The following is a 16986-nucleotide window of genomic DNA, read 5'->3' as shown; positions in this document are numbered from 1 at the left end:
ATGCCCGGCGAGCGTCCGGCGCCGGAAATCCGACGCATTCAGAAAGCGCATCGACGTTAAAGAGAAAGGGCACACGGCCGATACATCCTCCGTGCACCTCCCGAGAACGTCCATGTACTCACGCATTTTCATCCGTCTGGCCGCCCCGCTGGCCCTGACCCTGCTGCTCCCCTTCGCCATCGGCTTCGAATGGCCGGCCGCCCTGCGCTGGGCGATCCTGACCACGATGACGCTGAGCTGGCTGGGCTTTGCGTGGTGGACCGCCCGCGCCCAGGCGCACCGCTCACCGGAACAGGCCCGCGTCCTGCGTGAGCAGGACCAGCTGCTGACCGAACTGCGCAGCTTCGTCGGCAACGAAATCGACGGTTCGCGCGGCGAAGTGGAACGCGCCCGCGACCTGATCCGCCAGGCGGTATCGAGCCTGGGCGGCAGCTTCGATGCAATGAACCGCAAGTCGCGCCAGCAGAGCCAGGCGCTGTCGCGCATCGTCGACCGTGCCGGCGATGAAGGCAGTGCGGGCCTCGACGTTGCGCGGTTCGCCCAGCATGCCAGTCATCGCATGGAACAGCTGGTGGAAGCGCTGGAACAGGTCAGCGGCCAGAGCTCTACCACCGTGCAGCACATCGACCAGATGGCGCAGCACCTGGACGGCATCTTCGCGCTGCTGGAAGACGTCAAGTCGATTGCCGACCAGACCAACCTGCTGGCACTGAATGCCGCCATCGAAGCGGCCCGTGCCGGCGAGGCCGGCCGCGGCTTCGCGGTGGTCGCCGACGAAGTGCGCAACCTGTCCGAGCGCTCGACCACCTTCAACGAACAGATCCGAAAGCTGGCCCACAGCTCCAAGGACGCCATCGCCAAGGTCCGCGAGACGGTCTCGCACATGGCTTCGCGCGACATGGACCGCTCCCGCGAAGCACGCCAGGAAGCAGCGGCCATGCTGGACAACGTGGCACAGATCAATGCTTCTCTGGGCGAAGGCATGCGCGAGGTGTCCGAGTGCGCGCGTGCCATCGACGGCAGCGTCGCCGAGGCCGTGCGCGCGCTGCAGTTCGAAGATATCGCCACGCAGGCGCTGGGTGGCGTGCATACCCACCTCGACCGCCTGACCGCGATCAACCGCGAAGCGGTGGCCCTGCAGGAACTCCTGCACCGCAATGGCGGCGTCTTCGACGAAGAGATCGCCAGCGCGCTGCAGCGCACCGGCAACCGTCTGCGCGAACTGCGCAACGAATGGGAGCGCCCGCCGCACAAGCCGGTCGCCCAGCAGAACATGGGCGCCGGTACCGTCGAACTGTTCTGAGACGCGTGTCCGCTGCCCTCTCCGGCAGTCTGCAAGGCCCCGGCTCGACCGGGGCCTTTGCCTGTGATCCACCGCCGAATGCATCCTGTACGCGCCCCATGGCCCTGATCAGCGCCCCGCCCTCCTCCCTCACCGACATCGAACGCCCGCGCAACGCCAGCGTGCGAGAACAGCTGCAGCAGCTGGAAAAGGTCGCGCATGAGGAGATCCGCGAGCTGCAGCAGCTCGCCGATGCGCGCCCGCCCTCGCCCGGTACCGCCGGCGAACTGCTGAGCATGGCCTGGGACCTGGGGTTGGATGGAGATGCCCTGAAGTAGTGCCGGGGCGTCTGCCGGGTCTATCGCGGCCCGAACACGAAAGAGCCGAGCGTCGGCTCGGCTCTACGGTGAAACAGGCCCATGCTCGGCTGAGGCGCAGGGATATCCATCGCTCCGACCAGAAAGCGCCGCCGAGCCCATGCTCGGCTCATATGCGCCGCAGGTTCATCGCAACCGGACAGGCCTGGAGACCGCGGGTACGCGGTCACAAATCGTCAACGCACCAGCAGCGCTTCGTTGCCGGCGTCCGTGCGCGACGGTGACTGATGCTGCTGGCGCAGCCACTGCGCCAGGTCGCGCGGGCTCAGCGGCCGCGAGTACAGGTAGCCCTGGATCTCGTCGCAGCCCTGGCGGCGCAGCATGTCTTCTTCCTGGTGCGTTTCCACACCTTCGGCCACGACCTTCATGCCCAGCGCGTGGCCCAGGTGCACGATGGCCTGGGTCACCTCGGCCGTACCCGAGTCGTGCAGCATGCCCTGCACGAAGCTGCGGTCGATCTTCAGGCGGCCCACCGGGAACCGGTTGAGGTAGTTGAGGTTGGAGAATCCCGTTCCGAAATCGTCCACCGCCAGCGGCACACCGTGCCGTTCCAGCACGTCGAAGCAATGACGCAGGATGTCGGTGTCACGGATCAGCGCCGACTCGGTCAGCTCCAGTTCCAGGCGCTGTGGCGGCCAGCCATGGGCATGGCAGATCTCGATCACCCGCTCGGCGAAGCCGCGATCACGCAGCTGCACGGCCGAGACGTTCACCGCGATGCGGTCGAAGTGCAGACCGGCTCTGTCCCAGGCAGTGGCCTGGCGGCAGGCTTCGTTCAGTACCCAGTCGCCGATGCGCACGATTTCACCGCACTTCTCGGCGATGGGAATGAACTCGGCCGGACTGCAGTAGCCGATGCCGGGTCGATGCCAGCGCAGCAGTGCTTCGATGGCCGGCGGCTCGCCAAGGTGGGCGTGCAGCAGCGGCTGATAGGCCAGGCTGAACTCCTCGCGCTCGATCGCGCCATGGAGCGCATGCTCCAGCTCAAGCCGGCGCTGGATGCGGGCCAGTGCGTCCTGGCTGTAGTACTGGTAGGTGTTGCGACCGGCTTCCTTGGCCGCATACATCGCGGCATCGGCGGCGCGCAGCAGTGAATCGAAATCGGTCTGGGTATCGCCCAGCATGGCGATGCCCACGCTGGCCCCCACCTTCAGCGTGGTATCGCCGCGGCGCAGCGGCTCGGCCAGCGAGCCGATCAACTTGCGCGCCACGTGGCCAGCGTCTTCCGGTTCGGCCAGGTCGCGCAGCACCACGATGAATTCGTCACCGCTGAAGCGGCCGAACAGATCATTGTTGCGCAGGTTCTGGTGCAGCCGAGTGGCCGCCGCCTTCAGCAGCGCATCACCGGTGGCATGGCCGAAGCTGTCGTTGATGGTCTTGAAGCCATCCAGGTCGATGAACAGCATCGCCAGCGAGGTGCCGCGATCACGCGCTTCCTCGATTGCTTCAGCCGTCTGCTCGCCCAGCAGCACCCGGTTCGGCAGGCCGGTCAGCAGGTCGTAATGGGCCAGCAGCTCGATGCGCTCGTTGGCCTCGCGCTCTCGCGTGATGTCACGGAACAGCACCACGAAACGTGGCGGCAGGCCATCGCGCCGATCCAGCTCGATCAGCACCTGCACCCATACGCGCAGGCCGGATTGACGATAGAAGCAGAGATCCAGCTGCTCGGGCAGTCCGCCACCGGCAATCCGGCCCAGCGCCGCCTCGAACGCACTGCGCGAGTCCTCGGTGTACAGCGCCAACGCCTGGTCCAGGGTGATCGGCTCCTTGCGCAGTCCGTGGATGCGATAGCACTCTTCGGTCCATTGCATGTGCCGGGTCTGCACCTCGATCTCGCACCCGCCGATGCGGCCCAGTGCCGAAACGCGGTTGAGCAGCTCGGTACGCCAGCGGATCAGCGCATCGGTCTGGTGCTGTTCGGTGATGTTCTGCACCTGGCCCAGCAGCCGCTTGGGCTGGCCCTCGCCGTCCAGCAGCGGCTGCATCCACAGCCGCAGATGCAGCGATGGTTCGCCGCTGCCGCGGGCCAGCTCCAGTTCGAGGCTGGCGGAGCGGCCATCGCGCCACAAGCGGCGCCAGGCTGCCCGCAGCGCTCCACGTGAACGCGGATGCAGCTGCTTGAGCCAGCGTCGCTGGCCGGGCACGTTGCCGGGCTCAAGTGCGAGCAGCGAACGCAGTTCGGGCGACCACCAGAAGGAGCCCGTGCCAGGATCGAACGACCAGCTGCCCATGCTGGCGATGCGCTGCGCCTCGCTCAGGTGCACCTGCTGTTCGTGCAGCAACGCCTCCAGCTGCTTCTGCTGTTCGATGTCGGTGTGGGTGCCGACCATCCGCAGCGGCTGGCCGTCGGCAGTGCGCGCGACCACGCGGCCACGATCAAGCACCCAGCGCCACTGCCCGTCGGGCTGGCGGAAGCGGAACTGTGCGCTGTACTGGTCGCTGGTTCCACGCAGGTGCTGATCCAGCGCGGCGCGCACGTGGCCGATGTCCTCGCCGTGCACGCGCGCCAGCATTCCGCTGGCAGTCTCTTCGCCCAGGCCAGGGGTGCGGGTGACGCGATCGCTGGGAATATCCCAGTCCCACAGGCTGTGGCCGGCGCTGTCCAGCGCCAGTTCCCAGCGTCCGCCACCCGCCAGCGGCACCGGTTCCGGCACGCTCAGGGTGAAGGCCAGCAGATTGCCGGCGCCGTCATGCACGGCGCGCAGGTGGCCGTCGTAATGCCCGCGCGGCCCTCCCGGCAGGCTGCACGCAACAATGCCACCGTCGGCCGCCAGCAGACGCAGGTCCTCCAGCATCGGCGCGTAGGCCGCGACCGTCGCCGGCAGGCCATGCTCGCGCGCGGCCGGATTGGCCGCCAGCGGACGGCCAGTGCGGTCGACGATGACCAGCGCCGACGCGAGCGGATGCTGCAGCAGGCTGGCGATGATCCCTTGGTCCACGCGATCTTGCTCCGGATGAAACGCCCGACAGCGGGGCACGCAGTGGTTAACGGCGCCTGCGGCGGATAATTGAGTGGCTACGGGGCACCTGCGCGGTAAGATGGCCGGCGCCCCTACCTGCTGCCCTGTCCATGCCCGCAGAACCGACCGGCACCGCCCCTGTTCCCGACCCGCGGATGGCCCAATCGCTGGGCCGCGATCGTCGGCGGATCGTGCTGAGTTACCTGGCGATGGCCCTGGCCTGGATGATCGCCACCGACAGCGCCGTGCAGCTGCTGGTACCCGATCCGTACCAGGCATCACTGTGGCAAAGCCTGAAAGGGTCGTTCTTCGCCCTGGCCAGCGCCGGGCTGCTGTACCTGCTGCTGCGGCCGCTGGCCGAGCACGTGCTGCTCACCCATGCCCGCCTGCAGGCCTCCGAGCTGCGCCTGCGGCAGATGTTCGAGGGCAATCCCGGGCCGATCCTGGTCTACGATCTGGACAGCCTGGCCATTCTCGATGCCAATCCTGCGGCCTGCAGCGCCTTCGGCTGGGAGCGCGAGGAACTGCTTGAGCGCACCATCGACGTGCTCTGGCCGCCCGGCCAGGACCAGGCGCTGCAGACCAAGCTCGAAGCCATCCGGGAGGCGCCCGAGCAGCTGTGCATCCTGCGGGCGCAGCTGCAGCTGCGCGATGGCAGCCTGCGGCAGATGGAGCTGCGCTCGAACGCAATCGGTTACGACGGCCACAACGCACGCCTGCTGATTGCCATCGATCGCACCGCCGAGGACCTTGCACAGCTGCGCCGGGACCAGGCACTGGCACGGGTGGAGGAAGCGCATGAGCTGGCGAAGATCGGCGCCTGGGAACTGGACCCCTCCAGCGGGCTGGGCCGGTACTCCAGCCAGGTCTATCGCCTGCTCGGCCGGCGCCCGCCGGAAGCGCGCCGCTGGCATCGCTTCGACGAACTGCTGGTGGCGGCCGATCCGGCCACCGCCGCGCAGGCCGACCAGCTGCTGGCCGAACTGTGTTCCGGCGAACCGGTGCAGGTGGACGTGCTGCTGCCGCTGCTGTCGATGGATGGCCGCGCGTTGATGGTGCACCTGCGCGCGGCCAGCGGCGTTGACGAGGCCGGCCGCGACCGCGTGCTCGGCACGCTGCAGGACGTGACCGAGCGCGAGCAGTCGCGGCGGCTGCTGCGCGAACGCGAGGAACAGTTCCGCGAACTGGTGCGTGTACTGCCGGACGGCGTGGTCATCCTCTTCGAGGAGCACGTGCTGTACGCCAACGCCTGGGCCGCGAGCCTGTTCGGCTATGGCGGCCATGCCCTGCTCGGCGAGCCGCTGGCGGCTCTGGTCGCCGACAGCGATCTGGCGCGGGTACGCGTGCAGCTCCGGGCCGGCCAGCCCCAGCACGGCCCCGGCCACAGCAGCGTGGTGGCGATGCAGCGTGCCGATGGCCGCAGCTTCCACGCCGGCCTGGCCGTGGGCGAAGTCCGCTACGGCGGTCGCGACTGCAAGCTGCTGATCGTGCGTGACCTGAGCGATTCCGAGCGCACCCGCAGTGCGCTGGAGACCAGCAACCGCGAGCTGCAGGCGATGGCCGGCCGGTTGTTCTCGCTGCAGGAGGACGAGCGCCGCGCGATCTCGCGCGACCTGCACGATGACATCGGGCAGGCCATCACCGCCATCAAGCTCTCCGCCTATGCCGCGCAGGACGAAGACGATCCGAAGCGCCGCAGCGAGGATCTGGCACAGATCGTCAGCCTGGCCGACACCACGGTGGCCAAGCTGCGTGACATCTCCACCCTGCTGCGGCCTCCACAGCTGGATGCGCTGGGCCTGGAGGCGGCACTGAGCTGGCAGGCACGGGTACTGTTCCGCTCCTCACCGGTGGAACTGCTGGCCGAAATCGAGCCTCTGCCGCATCGGCCCGACAACAGCATCGAGCAGGCCTGCTTCCGCATCGCCCAGGAAAGCCTGACCAACGTACTGCGCCACGCCCGCGCCAGCCAGGTGCAGCTGCAGCTGCGTGATGTCGGCCAGCGCGGGCTGCACCTGCAGATCCGCGACGACGGCGAGGGTTTCGACCCTGACGGCCCGCGCGGCCTGGGCCTGATCGTCATGCGCGAACGTGCGCAGAGCGTGGGCGGCCACGTGCGCATCGAGTCGGCGCACGGCGCCGGCACCCTGGTCGATGTCCATCTTCCCTACCAGGCGGCCTGCGCGGCTGCCGTCGAAACACCGGATTACTGAGCCTATGTGGAATCCCAATCTGCCGCTGGTCAGCATCGACGATGCCCCTGACCGCCTTGGCGCCGGCAATCCCGAGCTGCAGGCGATGGTGGCCGAAGCCGCTTCGGGTGGCACGCCGCTGATGCTGATGCATGTGGACATCGACCACTTCGCGTCGGTCAACGAGAACATGAGCGCGGAAGTGGGTGACCAGGCGCTGGTACTGGTGGCGCAACGCCTGCAGTCCTACCTGCGCGGGCGCGGCAAGCTGTGGCGCCATGGCAGCGACGAGTTCCTGATCGCCGTGCCGCGCGACGCCGACCTGCCGCTGCCGGAGGACTTCGCCGAAGAAATCCGCCAGCAGATGGAACTGCCGCTGTCGGTGCTGCCCTACACCCTGTTCATGACCGGCAAGCTGGGCGTCAGCCTGTGCCCGGAGCATGCCAGCAGCACCTCGCGCCTGCTCGATCATGCTGAAGATGCGCTGTACCAGGCCGCCCGCGAGGGTGGCAACGCGGTGCGCATCCATGCCGTGGACACACCGCCCAGCGCGCACAGCGAGAGCATCATCGCGCGCCAGATCGTCGATGCCATCCCCAATGCCGAGCTGAAGCTGCGCTACCAGCCCCTGGTCAGCGCACGCGATGGCCATGTGGTGGGCATGGAAGCCCTGCTGCGCTGGCAGTCGCCGACGCTGGGGATGCTGGTACCGGAGCGCTTCATGCGAACGGCCGAGCGGCTCGGCATCATCGTGCAGATCGGTACCTGGGTGCTGGAGGGCGCGCTCAAGCAGGCCCGGCTGTGGCGCGACCAGGGTTTCGACGACTTCACCATTGCGGTGAATGTCTCCACCCTGCAGCTGCTGCGACCGAATTTCTTCGCCGAAGTGATGTCGCTGCTGCAGGCAGCGGGCGTGCCGGCGCAGATGCTGACGCTGGAGATCAACGAAAGCGCGCTGACCAACAACGTCAATTTCGTGCACGAGACCCTGGCCAACCTGCGCAACGAAGGCATCAGCCTGAGCCTGGACAACTTCGGCACCGGCGACTCCAGCCTGAGCGCGCTGGTGCGCTATCCGGTGGACAAGCTGAAGATCGACCGCAGCTTCATCAAAAGCGCACCGGCCGGCAACCGCGAGGCCGCCATCGCCCGTGCGATCATCGCCATGGGCCACCAGCTGGGCATGACGGTGATCGCCAACGGTGTGGAATCACAGGCACAGCTGGGCTTCCTGCGCCGCAACGACTGCGATGTGTTCCAGGGCTATCTGTTCGGCGAACCGATGTCGGCCGATGCCGCGGGCATGACCCTGCGCCGGCGCTACCTGCGCCCGGAAGCATTCGCCGAGACCCGCCCGGACCGCACCCTGCTGCTGCTGGACGATGAAGAGAACGTGCTGCGCTCGCTGGTGCGCCTGTTCCGTCGCGACGGCTACCGCATCCTTGCCGCCGGCAACGTGCGCGACGCCTTCGATCTGCTGGCGATCAACGATGTGCAGGTGATCCTGTCCGACCAGCGCATGAGCGACATGAGCGGCACCGAGTTCCTGGGCCGGGTGAAAATGCTGTACCCCGACACCATCCGCCTCGTGCTGTCCGGCTACACCGATCTGAACACGGTGACCGACGCGATCAACCGCGGCGCGATCTACCGCTTCCTGACCAAGCCATGGAACGACGACGAGCTGCGCAAGCACATCCACCAGGCCTTCCGTACCTACGAGGAACAGCGCCGCAGCAACGCCGGCCCGGTGACGATGGACGCAGGTGACGGTGGCGAGGATCGCCCGCCGTTGCGGTGATGGAGGCCGCCGGGCATGGCCCGGCGCTACCGTGCACCTGTGCCGTGCGGCGGCTCAGCGCGGCTGCTTCACCGGCAACACCACGCGGAAGCGCGAGCCGACGCCGGGGGTGCTGTCCAGATCGATGCGACCGTGGTGCTTGTTGATGATGCTGTAGGAGATCGACAGGCCCAGGCCGGTTCCGCTGCCCACCGGCTTGGTGGTGAAGAACGGATCGAAGATGCGCTGGCGCAGTTCGGGCGAGATGCCGCCACCGGTATCCTCGAACTCGACCCAGACATGGTCGCCCTCCACGCCGGTACGCACGGTGATGGTGCCGCGCTCGGCGATGGCATGGCCGGCGTTGAGCAGCAGGTTCATGTAGACCTGGTTGAGTTCGGACGGCAGGCACTCGACCAGCGGCAGCTGGCCGAACTCACGCACCAGGGTGACCTTGTACTTGAGCTCGTTCCAGATGATGTTGATGGTGGACTCAAGGCCGGCGTGCAGGTCGACCAGCTTCCACGACTCATCGCGGCCGGAGTACGAGAAGTCCTTGAGGTCGCGCACGATGCGCGTCACCCGCTCGATGCCCTCGCGTGATTCGGCCATCAGCTGTGGCAGATCGCGGCTGATGAAGTCGATGTCCAGCCGGTCACGGATGTCGTCGATCTCCGGGATGAGCGCCTTCGGGTCGGGCGCACGCAGGGCGCGCTCGTAGGCCTCGATCACGGTGAACAGGCTGCGCAGGTACTCCTGCAGGCTGCCGAGATTGGAGTGCACGTAGCCGATCGGGTTGTTGATCTCGTGCGCGACGCCGGCGGCAAGCTGGCCGATGGACGCCATCTTCTCCGACTGCAGCAGCTTTTCCTGCGTGCCGTTCAATCGAAGGTAGGCCTGGCGCAGTTCGGCATGGCGCTGCTGCAGCTCGCGCTCGTAGTCTTCCTGGCCCTCGATGTGGCGGAACAGTGCCAGGTAGTGGCCCTGCCCGGGCGGACCGTGATGGTACAGATGCGCGATCACCACGCCCTCGCCCAGCGGCAGGCTGCCGTTCCAGTGACCGTTCTGGCGGGCGTGCTCCAGCGCGTCCGGCGGCAGCAGCTGACGCAGGCGCTGTGGCGCCGGCAGAAGGCCTTCGTCGCTGGCCAGCAGGTTCTGCGCGGCCGGATTGGCCAAGGCGACCTGACCGTCTTCGGTGAACAGCAGCAGGCCCTCGCGCAGGCGTTCAAGCAACGCCTGCAGCACCGGCTGTGGTGGAAGGGGGGCGGTAACCAGGACGTTGGCAGCGGACACGGCGGCTCAGGGGCATTCGAACAGGCGCCCAATATACGCGGTCGTGCCGCAGGCGACAGCCTGCGAGCCGGGAGGTCCGCGCGAAGTTGCGTCAGGCCACCGCCAGAGGACGGCCAGCGGTGACTGCGTGGGCCTGCCCCTTGGCATCGTAGGCCGAGGCCTCTTCGCTGCGGCCCAGCTGGCGCAGCGCCCAGTTCACTTCGCGGCGCCTGCGCGACAGCAGCACGCCGTTGGCGCGATTGCGCTCGGCCAGCTCCTGCAGCTGTTCGCCCTCGCCCACCGGCGGTGCGCCTTCCAGCGCACGCAGCGCCTCCAGCTTGGCGCCGGTGGCGCGGATCAATGCGTGCACGTCATGCTCGACCAGGGCCTGGCGTTCGACGTCCAGGGCCAGCGCCAGGCGCTGCAACGGCTCGCTCATCGCCGCGGTCATCCGTGCAGCTGCTGGTCCAGCTCAAGCATGCGCGAAGCGATCGCGTCCGGATTGATCGTATAGGTGCCGTTCTGCAGCGATTCGCGCACGGCGGCCACGCGCTGGGCGTCGATCGCCGGCGCCGTGGTCAGTTCGCGTTCGATGGCCTGCAGATTGGTGGCCTCGCCGGTCAGGCGCAGGCTGTCGGCCGCCTCCACCGGGCGTGCCGGCGAGTCGCTGCTGACGCCGGGCTTGCTGGCCGGGTTCGTCACGCTGCGCAGTGCCTGGGGGACCTGCAGGTTGCCGTCGATTTTCTGGCTCATGGGGTGTCCTGGAGTTGCCGTTCACAAGGGATAACGGCCGCAGGGCCGTGATCTTTAGGGAAATCTTGCGGGAATTCAACGCGCCACGATTACGTCACCACGGGCATCCACCGTGCCCTGCACGATGCGCCGCGAGGACAGGTTCTCCACCGAGATGCGTTCGTTCTCGCCGGCATCGCCCATCGCCCGGCCCGCGATGCGCACCTCGACCGAGCCGCGCCGCGACACCAGCGCCACATTGTCTCCGCGCTTGATGAGACGCTGGGTGACCAGGTCGGTGCTCGACAGCAGCGTTCCAGCCTGCAGCGGACGCCGGGCGATGCGGCCGATCGCTGCATTGGGATCGGCCAGCACGGCCCCGGCAATGCGTGCAGCATCGCGTTGGGCGGTACTGATATCGGCAGCCGTCAGCGTTTCTCCAGCAGCGATGCCGCGTGCAAGCACCAGCACCGTCTGGTTGCGCCGCACCTTCACCGGTACGAACAGGCGCCAGCCGCCCGCATCGGGGCAGCTGACCTCGACCGTGGTGTTCGCTGTCGGCTGCACCTGCAGCGCTCCCCCGCACCGGGGAAGACGCAGCGCGTCAGCTACCTGGGCCTCGCCTTCGCTGCCGGCGGGCAGGCTCGACAACGCCGCCGCACGGATGCTGGCCACCGGCTGCCAGTCGGCGGCCACTGCCCAGGGCGAGGCAATGGCCAGTGCGACTGCCAGGATGGAGGAGATCGGGCGCATGGCGCCTCCTGTCGATGGGACCTGGCCCGGACGCGTGCAAGCGGCGTGCCAGTGCGACGCGCGGCACCACACTCGGCGCCGCTGGATCGGACCCTCAAGTTCCCGCCGCTGCACGCCGATACAGCAGCCATGTCCCATGACCTGCTCAACCGGATCGACCAGCGGACCCGCCTGGCCGGCCACAACCGACTGGCGCTGCTGCTGTTCCGCCTCGGCGGACGTCAGCTTTTTGGCGTCAATGTATTCAAGGTGCAGGAAGTGCTGCGGCGCCCGGAGCTGTTCCAGGTGCCCGGCCTGCCCGGGCAGTTCGCCGGCGTGGCCGATGTGCGCGGACGCTCGGTGCCGGTCCTGGACCTGGGCCTGGCGATCGGCCATCCCGAGCGCGAGCCGGATGCCGATACCTCGCCCGGCTACCTTGTCGTCACTGAATTCAACCGCTCGATCCAGGGCTTCCTGGTCAGCGGCGTGGAGCGCATCGTCAACATCGCAGTGGAGGACATCCATCCGCCACCGGAACTGGGCGCTGAATCGAGCTACCTGACGGCGGTCACCCGCTTCCAGGGCGAGCTGATCCAGGTGATCGACGTGGAAAGCGTGCTGGCCGACATCGCGCAGATCCGGGGCGAGGCCGTGCTCGATCCACAGATGGCCATGCCCGCCGACGGCCCGCAGCTGCAGGTGCTGGTGGTGGACGACTCGCGGGTGGCACGCCAGCAGATCCGCAGCGTGCTGGACCAGCTGGGGGTCGGCGCCACCCTGCTCTCCGATGGCCGGCAGGCGCTGGACCACCTGCTGCAGATCCACGCCTCGGGCGAGAATCCCGCCGACCGCTACGCCATGGTCATCTCCGATATCGAGATGCCGGCGATGGACGGCTACACGCTGACGACGGAAATCCGGCGCCATCCGGGGCTGGCGGGGCTGTACGTGCTGCTGCACACCTCGCTGTCGGGCGTATTCAACAACGCGATGGTCGAGCGCGTGGGCGCCAATGCCTTCGTCGCCAAGTACTCCCCGCACGAGCTGGCCGATTTCGTGCTGGACCGCCTGCGCAAGGTGGCGATGGCGGCCTGAGGCCGCCGGGGTTCCGCGCCGGGCATGGCCCGGAGAGCGTAGCGGCGCCCCGCCCCGCCCACGACCTTTTGGCACACCGCTTGCAGCTTCCCGGGCAACGTTCCCGTGGGAGTGCATCGTGCGCAACCTGATTACCGACTACCTGGGCGTACATGCCCAGGCCATGCCGTTGCGCGAACAGCGGATGAAGCTGATCGCCAGCAATCTCGGCAATGCCGATACCCCCGGCTACAAGGCCCAGGACCTGGACTTCGACGCCGCCCTGCGCAGCGCACAGGGACAGGATGGCAACGGCCTGATGGCCACCACCCACGAGCAGCACTATGCGATCAACAACGGCCTGAATCCGTTCCAGATCGCGCGCGAGGGTGTCCAGCCCAGCCTTGACGGCAATACCGTCGATCCGGATGCAGAGCGCGCCGCCTACGGTCGCGCCGCGCTGGAGTACCGCGCATCGCTCAGCTTCGTCGAGAGCAAGGTCCGTTCCATGCTGACCGCGATCACGGGGCAATAAGCCATGAGCAACCTGCCGATCTTCGACATCGCCGGCTCCGCGCTGCAGGCGCAGTCGGTGCGCATGAGCACCATCGCCTCCAACCTGTCCAACGCCGACACCGTTGCCGGCTCGGCCGAGGCCGTCTACAAGCCGCTGGAGCCGATCTTCCAGGCGGTCACGAGCAAGGACGACCCGAACATCACCTCGGTGCAGGTGAAGGAAATCACCCGCAGCGAGGCGGCGCCGATCAAGCGCTACGAGCCCGGCCACCCGCTTGCCGACGCCGACGGTTACATCTACCAGCCCGACGTCGATCCTGTCGCGCAGATGGTCAATCTGATCTCGACCTCACGCAACTACCAGGCCGGCGTGGAGATGTTGACCACCGCCAAGGAACTGGCCCTGGCCACCCTGACCATGGGCCGCTGAGGCCCGCAGTACCGGATACCGCCATGACCACTGCCGTCAACAACCAGACCAGCCAGGACGTCTACTCCGCACTGGGCCTGAATGCTCCCAACAGCAACGCCGCCAAGAAGAAGAACACCCTGGACCAGGCCGACTTCCTGCGCCTGATGACCGAGCAGCTGCAGCACCAGGACCCGCTCAAGCCCATGGACAACACGCAGATGGTCGCGCAGATGGCGCAGATGTCGACCGTGCAGGGCATCACCGATCTGAACACCACGGTGCAGGGCTTCCAGCAGTCGATGGCCAGCGACCAAGTGCTGCGTGGCGCCGCGCTGGTGGGACACCAGGTGCTGGTGCCGTCCGAGAAGCTGGTGCTGGAGAACGAAGGCAGCGTGGAGGGCACGGTGGCCGCGCCCGGCGCCGGCATCATCACCGTGGACATCACCGATGCCAACGGCGCCAAGGTCACCTCGATCAGCGTCGAGGCCAAGGCCGCGGGCGAAACCGCATTCCAGTGGGATGGCAAGGATGCCGCCGGCAACCGCATGGAGCCGGGCAAGTACAGCGTGGTCGCCAACCATGTCGATACCGCTGGCAAGAGCACCAAGCTGTCCACCTATGTGCAGGCACCGGTGGAAAGCGTGACCGTCGGTTCCGATGGCCTGTACCTGAACCTCAAGGGCCTGGGCACGGCCCCGATCGACTACGTGCTCCGCGTCAGCTGAGCCGCCTACCCGCATCTACCAGGAGCATCCCATGGGCTTCAATGTCTCGCTGTCCGGCATCAATGCCGCCAACTCCGACCTGAGCGTCACCGCCAACAACGTCGCCAACGTCAACACCACCGGCTTCAAGCAGTCGCGCGCCGAGTTCGCCGACCTGTTCGCCGCCACCAGCTACGGCCTGTCGAAGAACGCGGTCGGCTCGGGCGTGCGCGTCTCCAACGTGGCCCAGCAGTTCATCCAGGGCAACAACGAGCAGACCGGCCGCAGTCTGGACATGGCGATTTCCGGTGAGGGCTTCTTCACCATGAACATGAACGGCCAGCGGGTGTACTCGCGTGCCGGCAACTTCCAGACCGATGCCGCAGGCTACGTGACCAACCCGCAGGGCGCGCGCCTGCAGGTGTTCGCGCCCAACGCCGACGGCACCAACTTCGACGCCGGCCGCATGATCGACCTGCAGCTGCTGACCACCGACAGCCCGCCCCGGCAGACCAGCGATGTAAAGGTTGGTTTCACCCTGCCGGCCAACGCCAAGGAACCGACGGTGCAGCCGTTCGATGCCACCAATTCCAACAGCTACAACCACTCCAGCGGCGGCATTACCGTGTATGACTCGCTGGGCGTGAGCCACATCCAGGTGTCTTACTTCGTCAAGGAAGCCGGCGTCAACCAGTGGACCGTGCACAACTTCGTCGACGGCGAACCCGCAGGTACCCCGACGCCGGTCACCTTCGACAACAGCGGCAAGCTGACCGCACCGGCCAACGGCAGGATCAGCCTCGGCACGTTCACCCCGACCACCGGCGCGGGCGAGTTGAACATGACCCTGGACGTGAGCGGCTCGACCCAGTACGGCGAGAAGTTCGCCCTGCGCAACACCCAGCAGGACGGTTACGCCGCGGGCAAGCTCAACGAAATCACGGTGTCGGACACCGGCGTGGTCTACGCACGCTACTCCAATGGCGACGACAAGCCGCTCGGCCAGGTTGCGCTGACCACCTTCAACAACCCGCAGGGCCTGGAGCAGAAGGGCAACAACGTGTGGGCGGAGACGTTCGATTCGGGTACGGCCCGTACCGGAATGCCCGATACCTCCAACCTCGGCAAGATCCAGGCCGGCTCGCTGGAGGCGTCCACTGTCGACCTGACCGAGCAGCTGGTCAACATGATCACCGCGCAGCGCAACTTCCAGGCCAACGCACAGATGATCACCACCCAGGACCAGATCACCCAGACCGTCATCAACATCCGTTGATGAGCCGCTGACCCTGTCACGGAACTCCCCGCATGGATAAAGCCCTCTACGTGGCGATGACCGGTGCCCGCGCCTCCCTGCAGGCGCAGGGAACGCTCAGCCACAACCTCGCCAACTCCGATACCCCCGGCTTCAAGGAAGCGCTGGCCAACACCGAGGCCTTCCCGATCCAGGGCCGGGGCTTTGCCTCGCGGGTCGATGCGCTGCACGTCGACGCCGGCTTCAACCGCCGGCCCGGTGCGCAGCACATCACCGGCAAGCCGCTGGACTTGGCGCTGCAGACCGGCACCTGGCTGGCCGTGCAGTCCACCGACGGCAGCGAAGCGTACACGCGCGGCGCGGCACTGTCGGTGACACCGAACGGTCAGCTGGTGACTTCCGGTGGGCGCCCGGTACTGGATGACAACAACAACCCGATCGCCATTCCGCCGTACCAGGCGATGGAGATCGGCAACGACGGCACGATCTCGATCATCCCGCAGGGTGAAGGCCCGCAGACCATGGCCATGATCGGCCGGATCAAGGTGGTGCAGGCACCGGACAAACGGCTCGAGCGCGGTCTTGATGGCCTGTTCCGCAACACCGATCCGCTGCAGCCGTTCGCCCAGGCCCTCGGGCCCACCGTGCACAGCGGCCAGCTGGAAGGCAGCAACGTCGATGCCGCTGGTGCACTGGTGCAGATGATCCAGCTGCAGCGCCAGTACGAAATGCAGGTGCAGGTGATCAAGCACGGTGATGACAACGCACGCAGCGCCAACAGCCTGCTGCGACTGGGCAGCTGACGGAATTCCGCCGGCGCCGCGTAACGGCACTGGCACACCGCTTGCACGCCGTACCCCATGGGCCGCAGCACGCGGCCGGTTTCAGCCAGACAGGACTCCGAAGATGAACCAGGCATTGTGGATCGCGAAAACCGGACTGGATGCGCAGCAGATGCGCATGTCGGTGGTTTCCAACAACCTCGCCAACACCAACACCACCGGCTTCAAGCAGGACCGCGCCAGCTTCGAGGATCTGTTGTACCAGCAGGTCCGCCAGCCTGGCGGCGCATCGTCGGCGCAGACCCAGCTGCCGACCGGCCTGCAGCTGGGCACGGGCGTGCGCGTGGTGGCCACCGCCAAGAACTTCGAGCAGGGCAGCCAGCAGCAGACCGGCCGCGCGCTGGACGTGATGGTCAATGGCCGGGGCTTCTTCGAGGTGCAGCTGCCCGATGGCAGCTCCGCCTATACCCGCGACGGCTCGTTCAAGATCAACCAGGACAGCGAGCTGGTCACCAACAGCGGTTACCCGGTGCAGCCCGGCATCCAGATTCCCGAAGGCGCGCAGTCGGTGACCATCGGCAGCGACGGCACCATCAGCGTGAAGATGGCCGACGACGCCGCATCGGTGGAAATCGGTGCGCTGACCCTGACCGACTTCGTCAATCCCGCAGGCCTGCAGGCGCGCGGCGAGAACCTGTTCCTGGAAACCACCGCCTCGGGGCCGGCGCAGAACGGCAATCCGGGCCTGAACGGGCTCGGCAACGTGGTCCAGGGTGCGCTCGAAGGCAGCAACGTGAACGTGGTGGAGGAGCTGGTGTCGATGATCGAAACCCAGCGCGCCTACGAGATGAACGCCAAGGCGATCTCGACCACCGACTCCATGCTGGCCTACCTCAACAACAAGATCTGACCGGCC

At 67.2% G+C, this 16986-nt stretch carries 16 protein-coding genes; 11 read left to right on the top strand and 5 right to left on the bottom strand.

The window, feature by feature from the left end:
* Positions 1-112: 112 nt before the first annotated feature.
* Positions 113-1303 carry a methyl-accepting chemotaxis protein gene (locus ACX9OW_RS04500; RefSeq protein ID WP_053517932.1) on the top strand — a complete coding sequence of 397 codons (1191 nt, stop codon included), beginning with the start codon at positions 113-115 and terminating at the stop codon, positions 1301-1303.
* 98 nt (positions 1304-1401) lie between these two features.
* Positions 1402-1620, top strand: a complete 219-nt coding sequence (locus ACX9OW_RS04495) for a hypothetical protein (protein ID WP_053517931.1) — start codon at positions 1402-1404, stop codon at positions 1618-1620.
* Positions 1621-1835: 215 nt separating this feature from the next.
* Here the strand turns inward: ACX9OW_RS04495 and ACX9OW_RS04490 are convergent, their stop codons facing one another.
* A complete protein-coding gene (locus ACX9OW_RS04490; protein ID WP_053517927.1) occupies positions 1836-4598 on the bottom strand; it encodes a bifunctional diguanylate cyclase/phosphodiesterase in 2763 nt (920 codons plus the stop codon).
* Positions 4599-4729: 131 nt separating this feature from the next.
* On the opposite strand from ACX9OW_RS04490, the gene ACX9OW_RS04485 reads away from it, so the two are divergent.
* Both ACX9OW_RS04485 and ACX9OW_RS04480 read left to right on the top strand, forming a co-directional pair.
* Positions 4730-6832 (top strand): sensor histidine kinase, encoded by a 2103-nt coding sequence (locus tag ACX9OW_RS04485; protein ID WP_111187002.1) that lies wholly within the window; start codon positions 4730-4732, stop codon positions 6830-6832.
* Positions 6833-6836: 4 nt separating this feature from the next.
* On the top strand, positions 6837-8612 hold the full coding sequence (locus ACX9OW_RS04480) for an EAL domain-containing protein (RefSeq protein ID WP_065182186.1): 1776 nt from the start codon (positions 6837-6839) through the stop codon (positions 8610-8612).
* 54 nt (positions 8613-8666) lie between these two features.
* Here the strand turns inward: ACX9OW_RS04480 and ACX9OW_RS04475 are convergent, their stop codons facing one another.
* The 4 genes from ACX9OW_RS04475 to flgA all read right to left on the bottom strand — a co-directional run bounded on the left by ACX9OW_RS04475 (position 8667) and on the right by flgA (position 11348).
* Positions 8667-9884 (bottom strand): ATP-binding protein, encoded by a 1218-nt coding sequence (locus ACX9OW_RS04475; protein WP_065175707.1) that lies wholly within the window; start codon positions 9882-9884, stop codon positions 8667-8669.
* Positions 9885-9975: 91 nt separating this feature from the next.
* Positions 9976-10314, bottom strand: a complete 339-nt coding sequence (locus ACX9OW_RS04470) for a flagella protein (protein WP_053517922.1) — start codon at positions 10312-10314, stop codon at positions 9976-9978.
* Entirely contained in the window at positions 10311-10616 is a 306-nt protein-coding gene (gene flgM, locus ACX9OW_RS04465) for a flagellar biosynthesis anti-sigma factor FlgM (RefSeq protein WP_053517921.1), read from the bottom strand. The genes ACX9OW_RS04470 and flgM overlap by 4 nt, the downstream gene beginning before the upstream one ends.
* A gap of 75 nt (positions 10617-10691) precedes the next feature.
* Positions 10692-11348: a flagellar basal body P-ring formation chaperone FlgA gene (gene flgA / locus ACX9OW_RS04460; RefSeq protein ID WP_414487526.1), complete on the bottom strand. Its 657-nt coding sequence runs from the start codon at positions 11346-11348 to the stop codon at positions 10692-10694.
* A gap of 129 nt (positions 11349-11477) precedes the next feature.
* On the opposite strand from flgA, the gene ACX9OW_RS04455 reads away from it, so the two are divergent.
* From ACX9OW_RS04455 to flgG, 7 genes are all read left to right on the top strand, one after another.
* Positions 11478-12422, top strand: coding sequence for a chemotaxis protein (locus ACX9OW_RS04455; RefSeq protein WP_053517918.1), 945 nt, complete (start codon positions 11478-11480; stop codon positions 12420-12422).
* Between the two features lie 118 nt (positions 12423-12540).
* Positions 12541-12936 carry a flagellar basal body rod protein FlgB gene (gene flgB / locus ACX9OW_RS04450; protein WP_053517917.1) on the top strand — a complete coding sequence of 132 codons (396 nt, stop codon included), beginning with the start codon at positions 12541-12543 and terminating at the stop codon, positions 12934-12936.
* A gap of 3 nt (positions 12937-12939) precedes the next feature.
* Entirely contained in the window at positions 12940-13347 is a 408-nt protein-coding gene (flgC, locus tag ACX9OW_RS04445; RefSeq protein WP_053517916.1) for a flagellar basal body rod protein FlgC, read from the top strand.
* Between the two features lie 23 nt (positions 13348-13370).
* Complete coding sequence (locus ACX9OW_RS04440) at positions 13371-14054, top strand: flagellar hook assembly protein FlgD (protein ID WP_277381748.1); 684 nt, start codon at positions 13371-13373, stop codon at positions 14052-14054.
* A 31-nt stretch (positions 14055-14085) separates the two neighbouring features.
* The gene (gene flgE, locus ACX9OW_RS04435; protein ID WP_053517912.1) at positions 14086-15309 is read left to right on the top strand and encodes a flagellar hook protein FlgE; all 1224 of its coding nucleotides are present in this window, start codon (positions 14086-14088) and stop codon (positions 15307-15309) included.
* A 32-nt stretch (positions 15310-15341) separates the two neighbouring features.
* Entirely contained in the window at positions 15342-16091 is a 750-nt protein-coding gene (locus tag ACX9OW_RS04430; RefSeq protein WP_459061984.1) for a flagellar basal body rod protein FlgF, read from the top strand.
* Positions 16092-16194: 103 nt separating this feature from the next.
* A complete protein-coding gene (flgG, locus tag ACX9OW_RS04425; RefSeq protein ID WP_053517910.1) occupies positions 16195-16980 on the top strand; it encodes a flagellar basal-body rod protein FlgG in 786 nt (261 codons plus the stop codon).
* The last annotated feature ends 6 nt before the right edge of the window (positions 16981-16986 follow it).

The sequence above is a fragment of the Stenotrophomonas genospecies 5 genome (assembly GCF_054473825.1).
Note: the sequence above shows the minus strand (reverse complement) of the source record. Positions and strands in the feature narration are given on the sequence as shown.

Coding starts and splice junctions, on each gene's coding strand:
- ACX9OW_RS04455 (WP_053517918.1), top strand. CDS start 11,478: ATGTCCCATGACCTGCTCAACCGGATCGACCAGCGGACCCGCCTGGCC.
- flgC (WP_053517916.1), top strand. CDS start 12,940: ATGAGCAACCTGCCGATCTTCGACATCGCCGGCTCCGCGCTGCAGGCG.
- ACX9OW_RS04470 (WP_053517922.1), bottom strand. CDS start 10,314: ATGACCGCGGCGATGAGCGAGCCGTTGCAGCGCCTGGCGCTGGCCCTG.
- ACX9OW_RS04495 (WP_053517931.1), top strand. CDS start 1,402: ATGGCCCTGATCAGCGCCCCGCCCTCCTCCCTCACCGACATCGAACGC.
- ACX9OW_RS04440 (WP_277381748.1), top strand. CDS start 13,371: ATGACCACTGCCGTCAACAACCAGACCAGCCAGGACGTCTACTCCGCA.
- flgE (WP_053517912.1), top strand. CDS start 14,086: ATGGGCTTCAATGTCTCGCTGTCCGGCATCAATGCCGCCAACTCCGAC.
- ACX9OW_RS04430 (WP_459061984.1), top strand. CDS start 15,342: ATGGATAAAGCCCTCTACGTGGCGATGACCGGTGCCCGCGCCTCCCTG.
- flgG (WP_053517910.1), top strand. CDS start 16,195: ATGAACCAGGCATTGTGGATCGCGAAAACCGGACTGGATGCGCAGCAG.
- flgM (WP_053517921.1), bottom strand. CDS start 10,616: ATGAGCCAGAAAATCGACGGCAACCTGCAGGTCCCCCAGGCACTGCGC.
- ACX9OW_RS04485 (WP_111187002.1), top strand. CDS start 4,730: ATGCCCGCAGAACCGACCGGCACCGCCCCTGTTCCCGACCCGCGGATG.
- flgA (WP_414487526.1), bottom strand. CDS start 11,348: ATGCGCCCGATCTCCTCCATCCTGGCAGTCGCACTGGCCATTGCCTCG.
- ACX9OW_RS04500 (WP_053517932.1), top strand. CDS start 113: ATGTACTCACGCATTTTCATCCGTCTGGCCGCCCCGCTGGCCCTGACC.
- ACX9OW_RS04480 (WP_065182186.1), top strand. CDS start 6,837: ATGTGGAATCCCAATCTGCCGCTGGTCAGCATCGACGATGCCCCTGAC.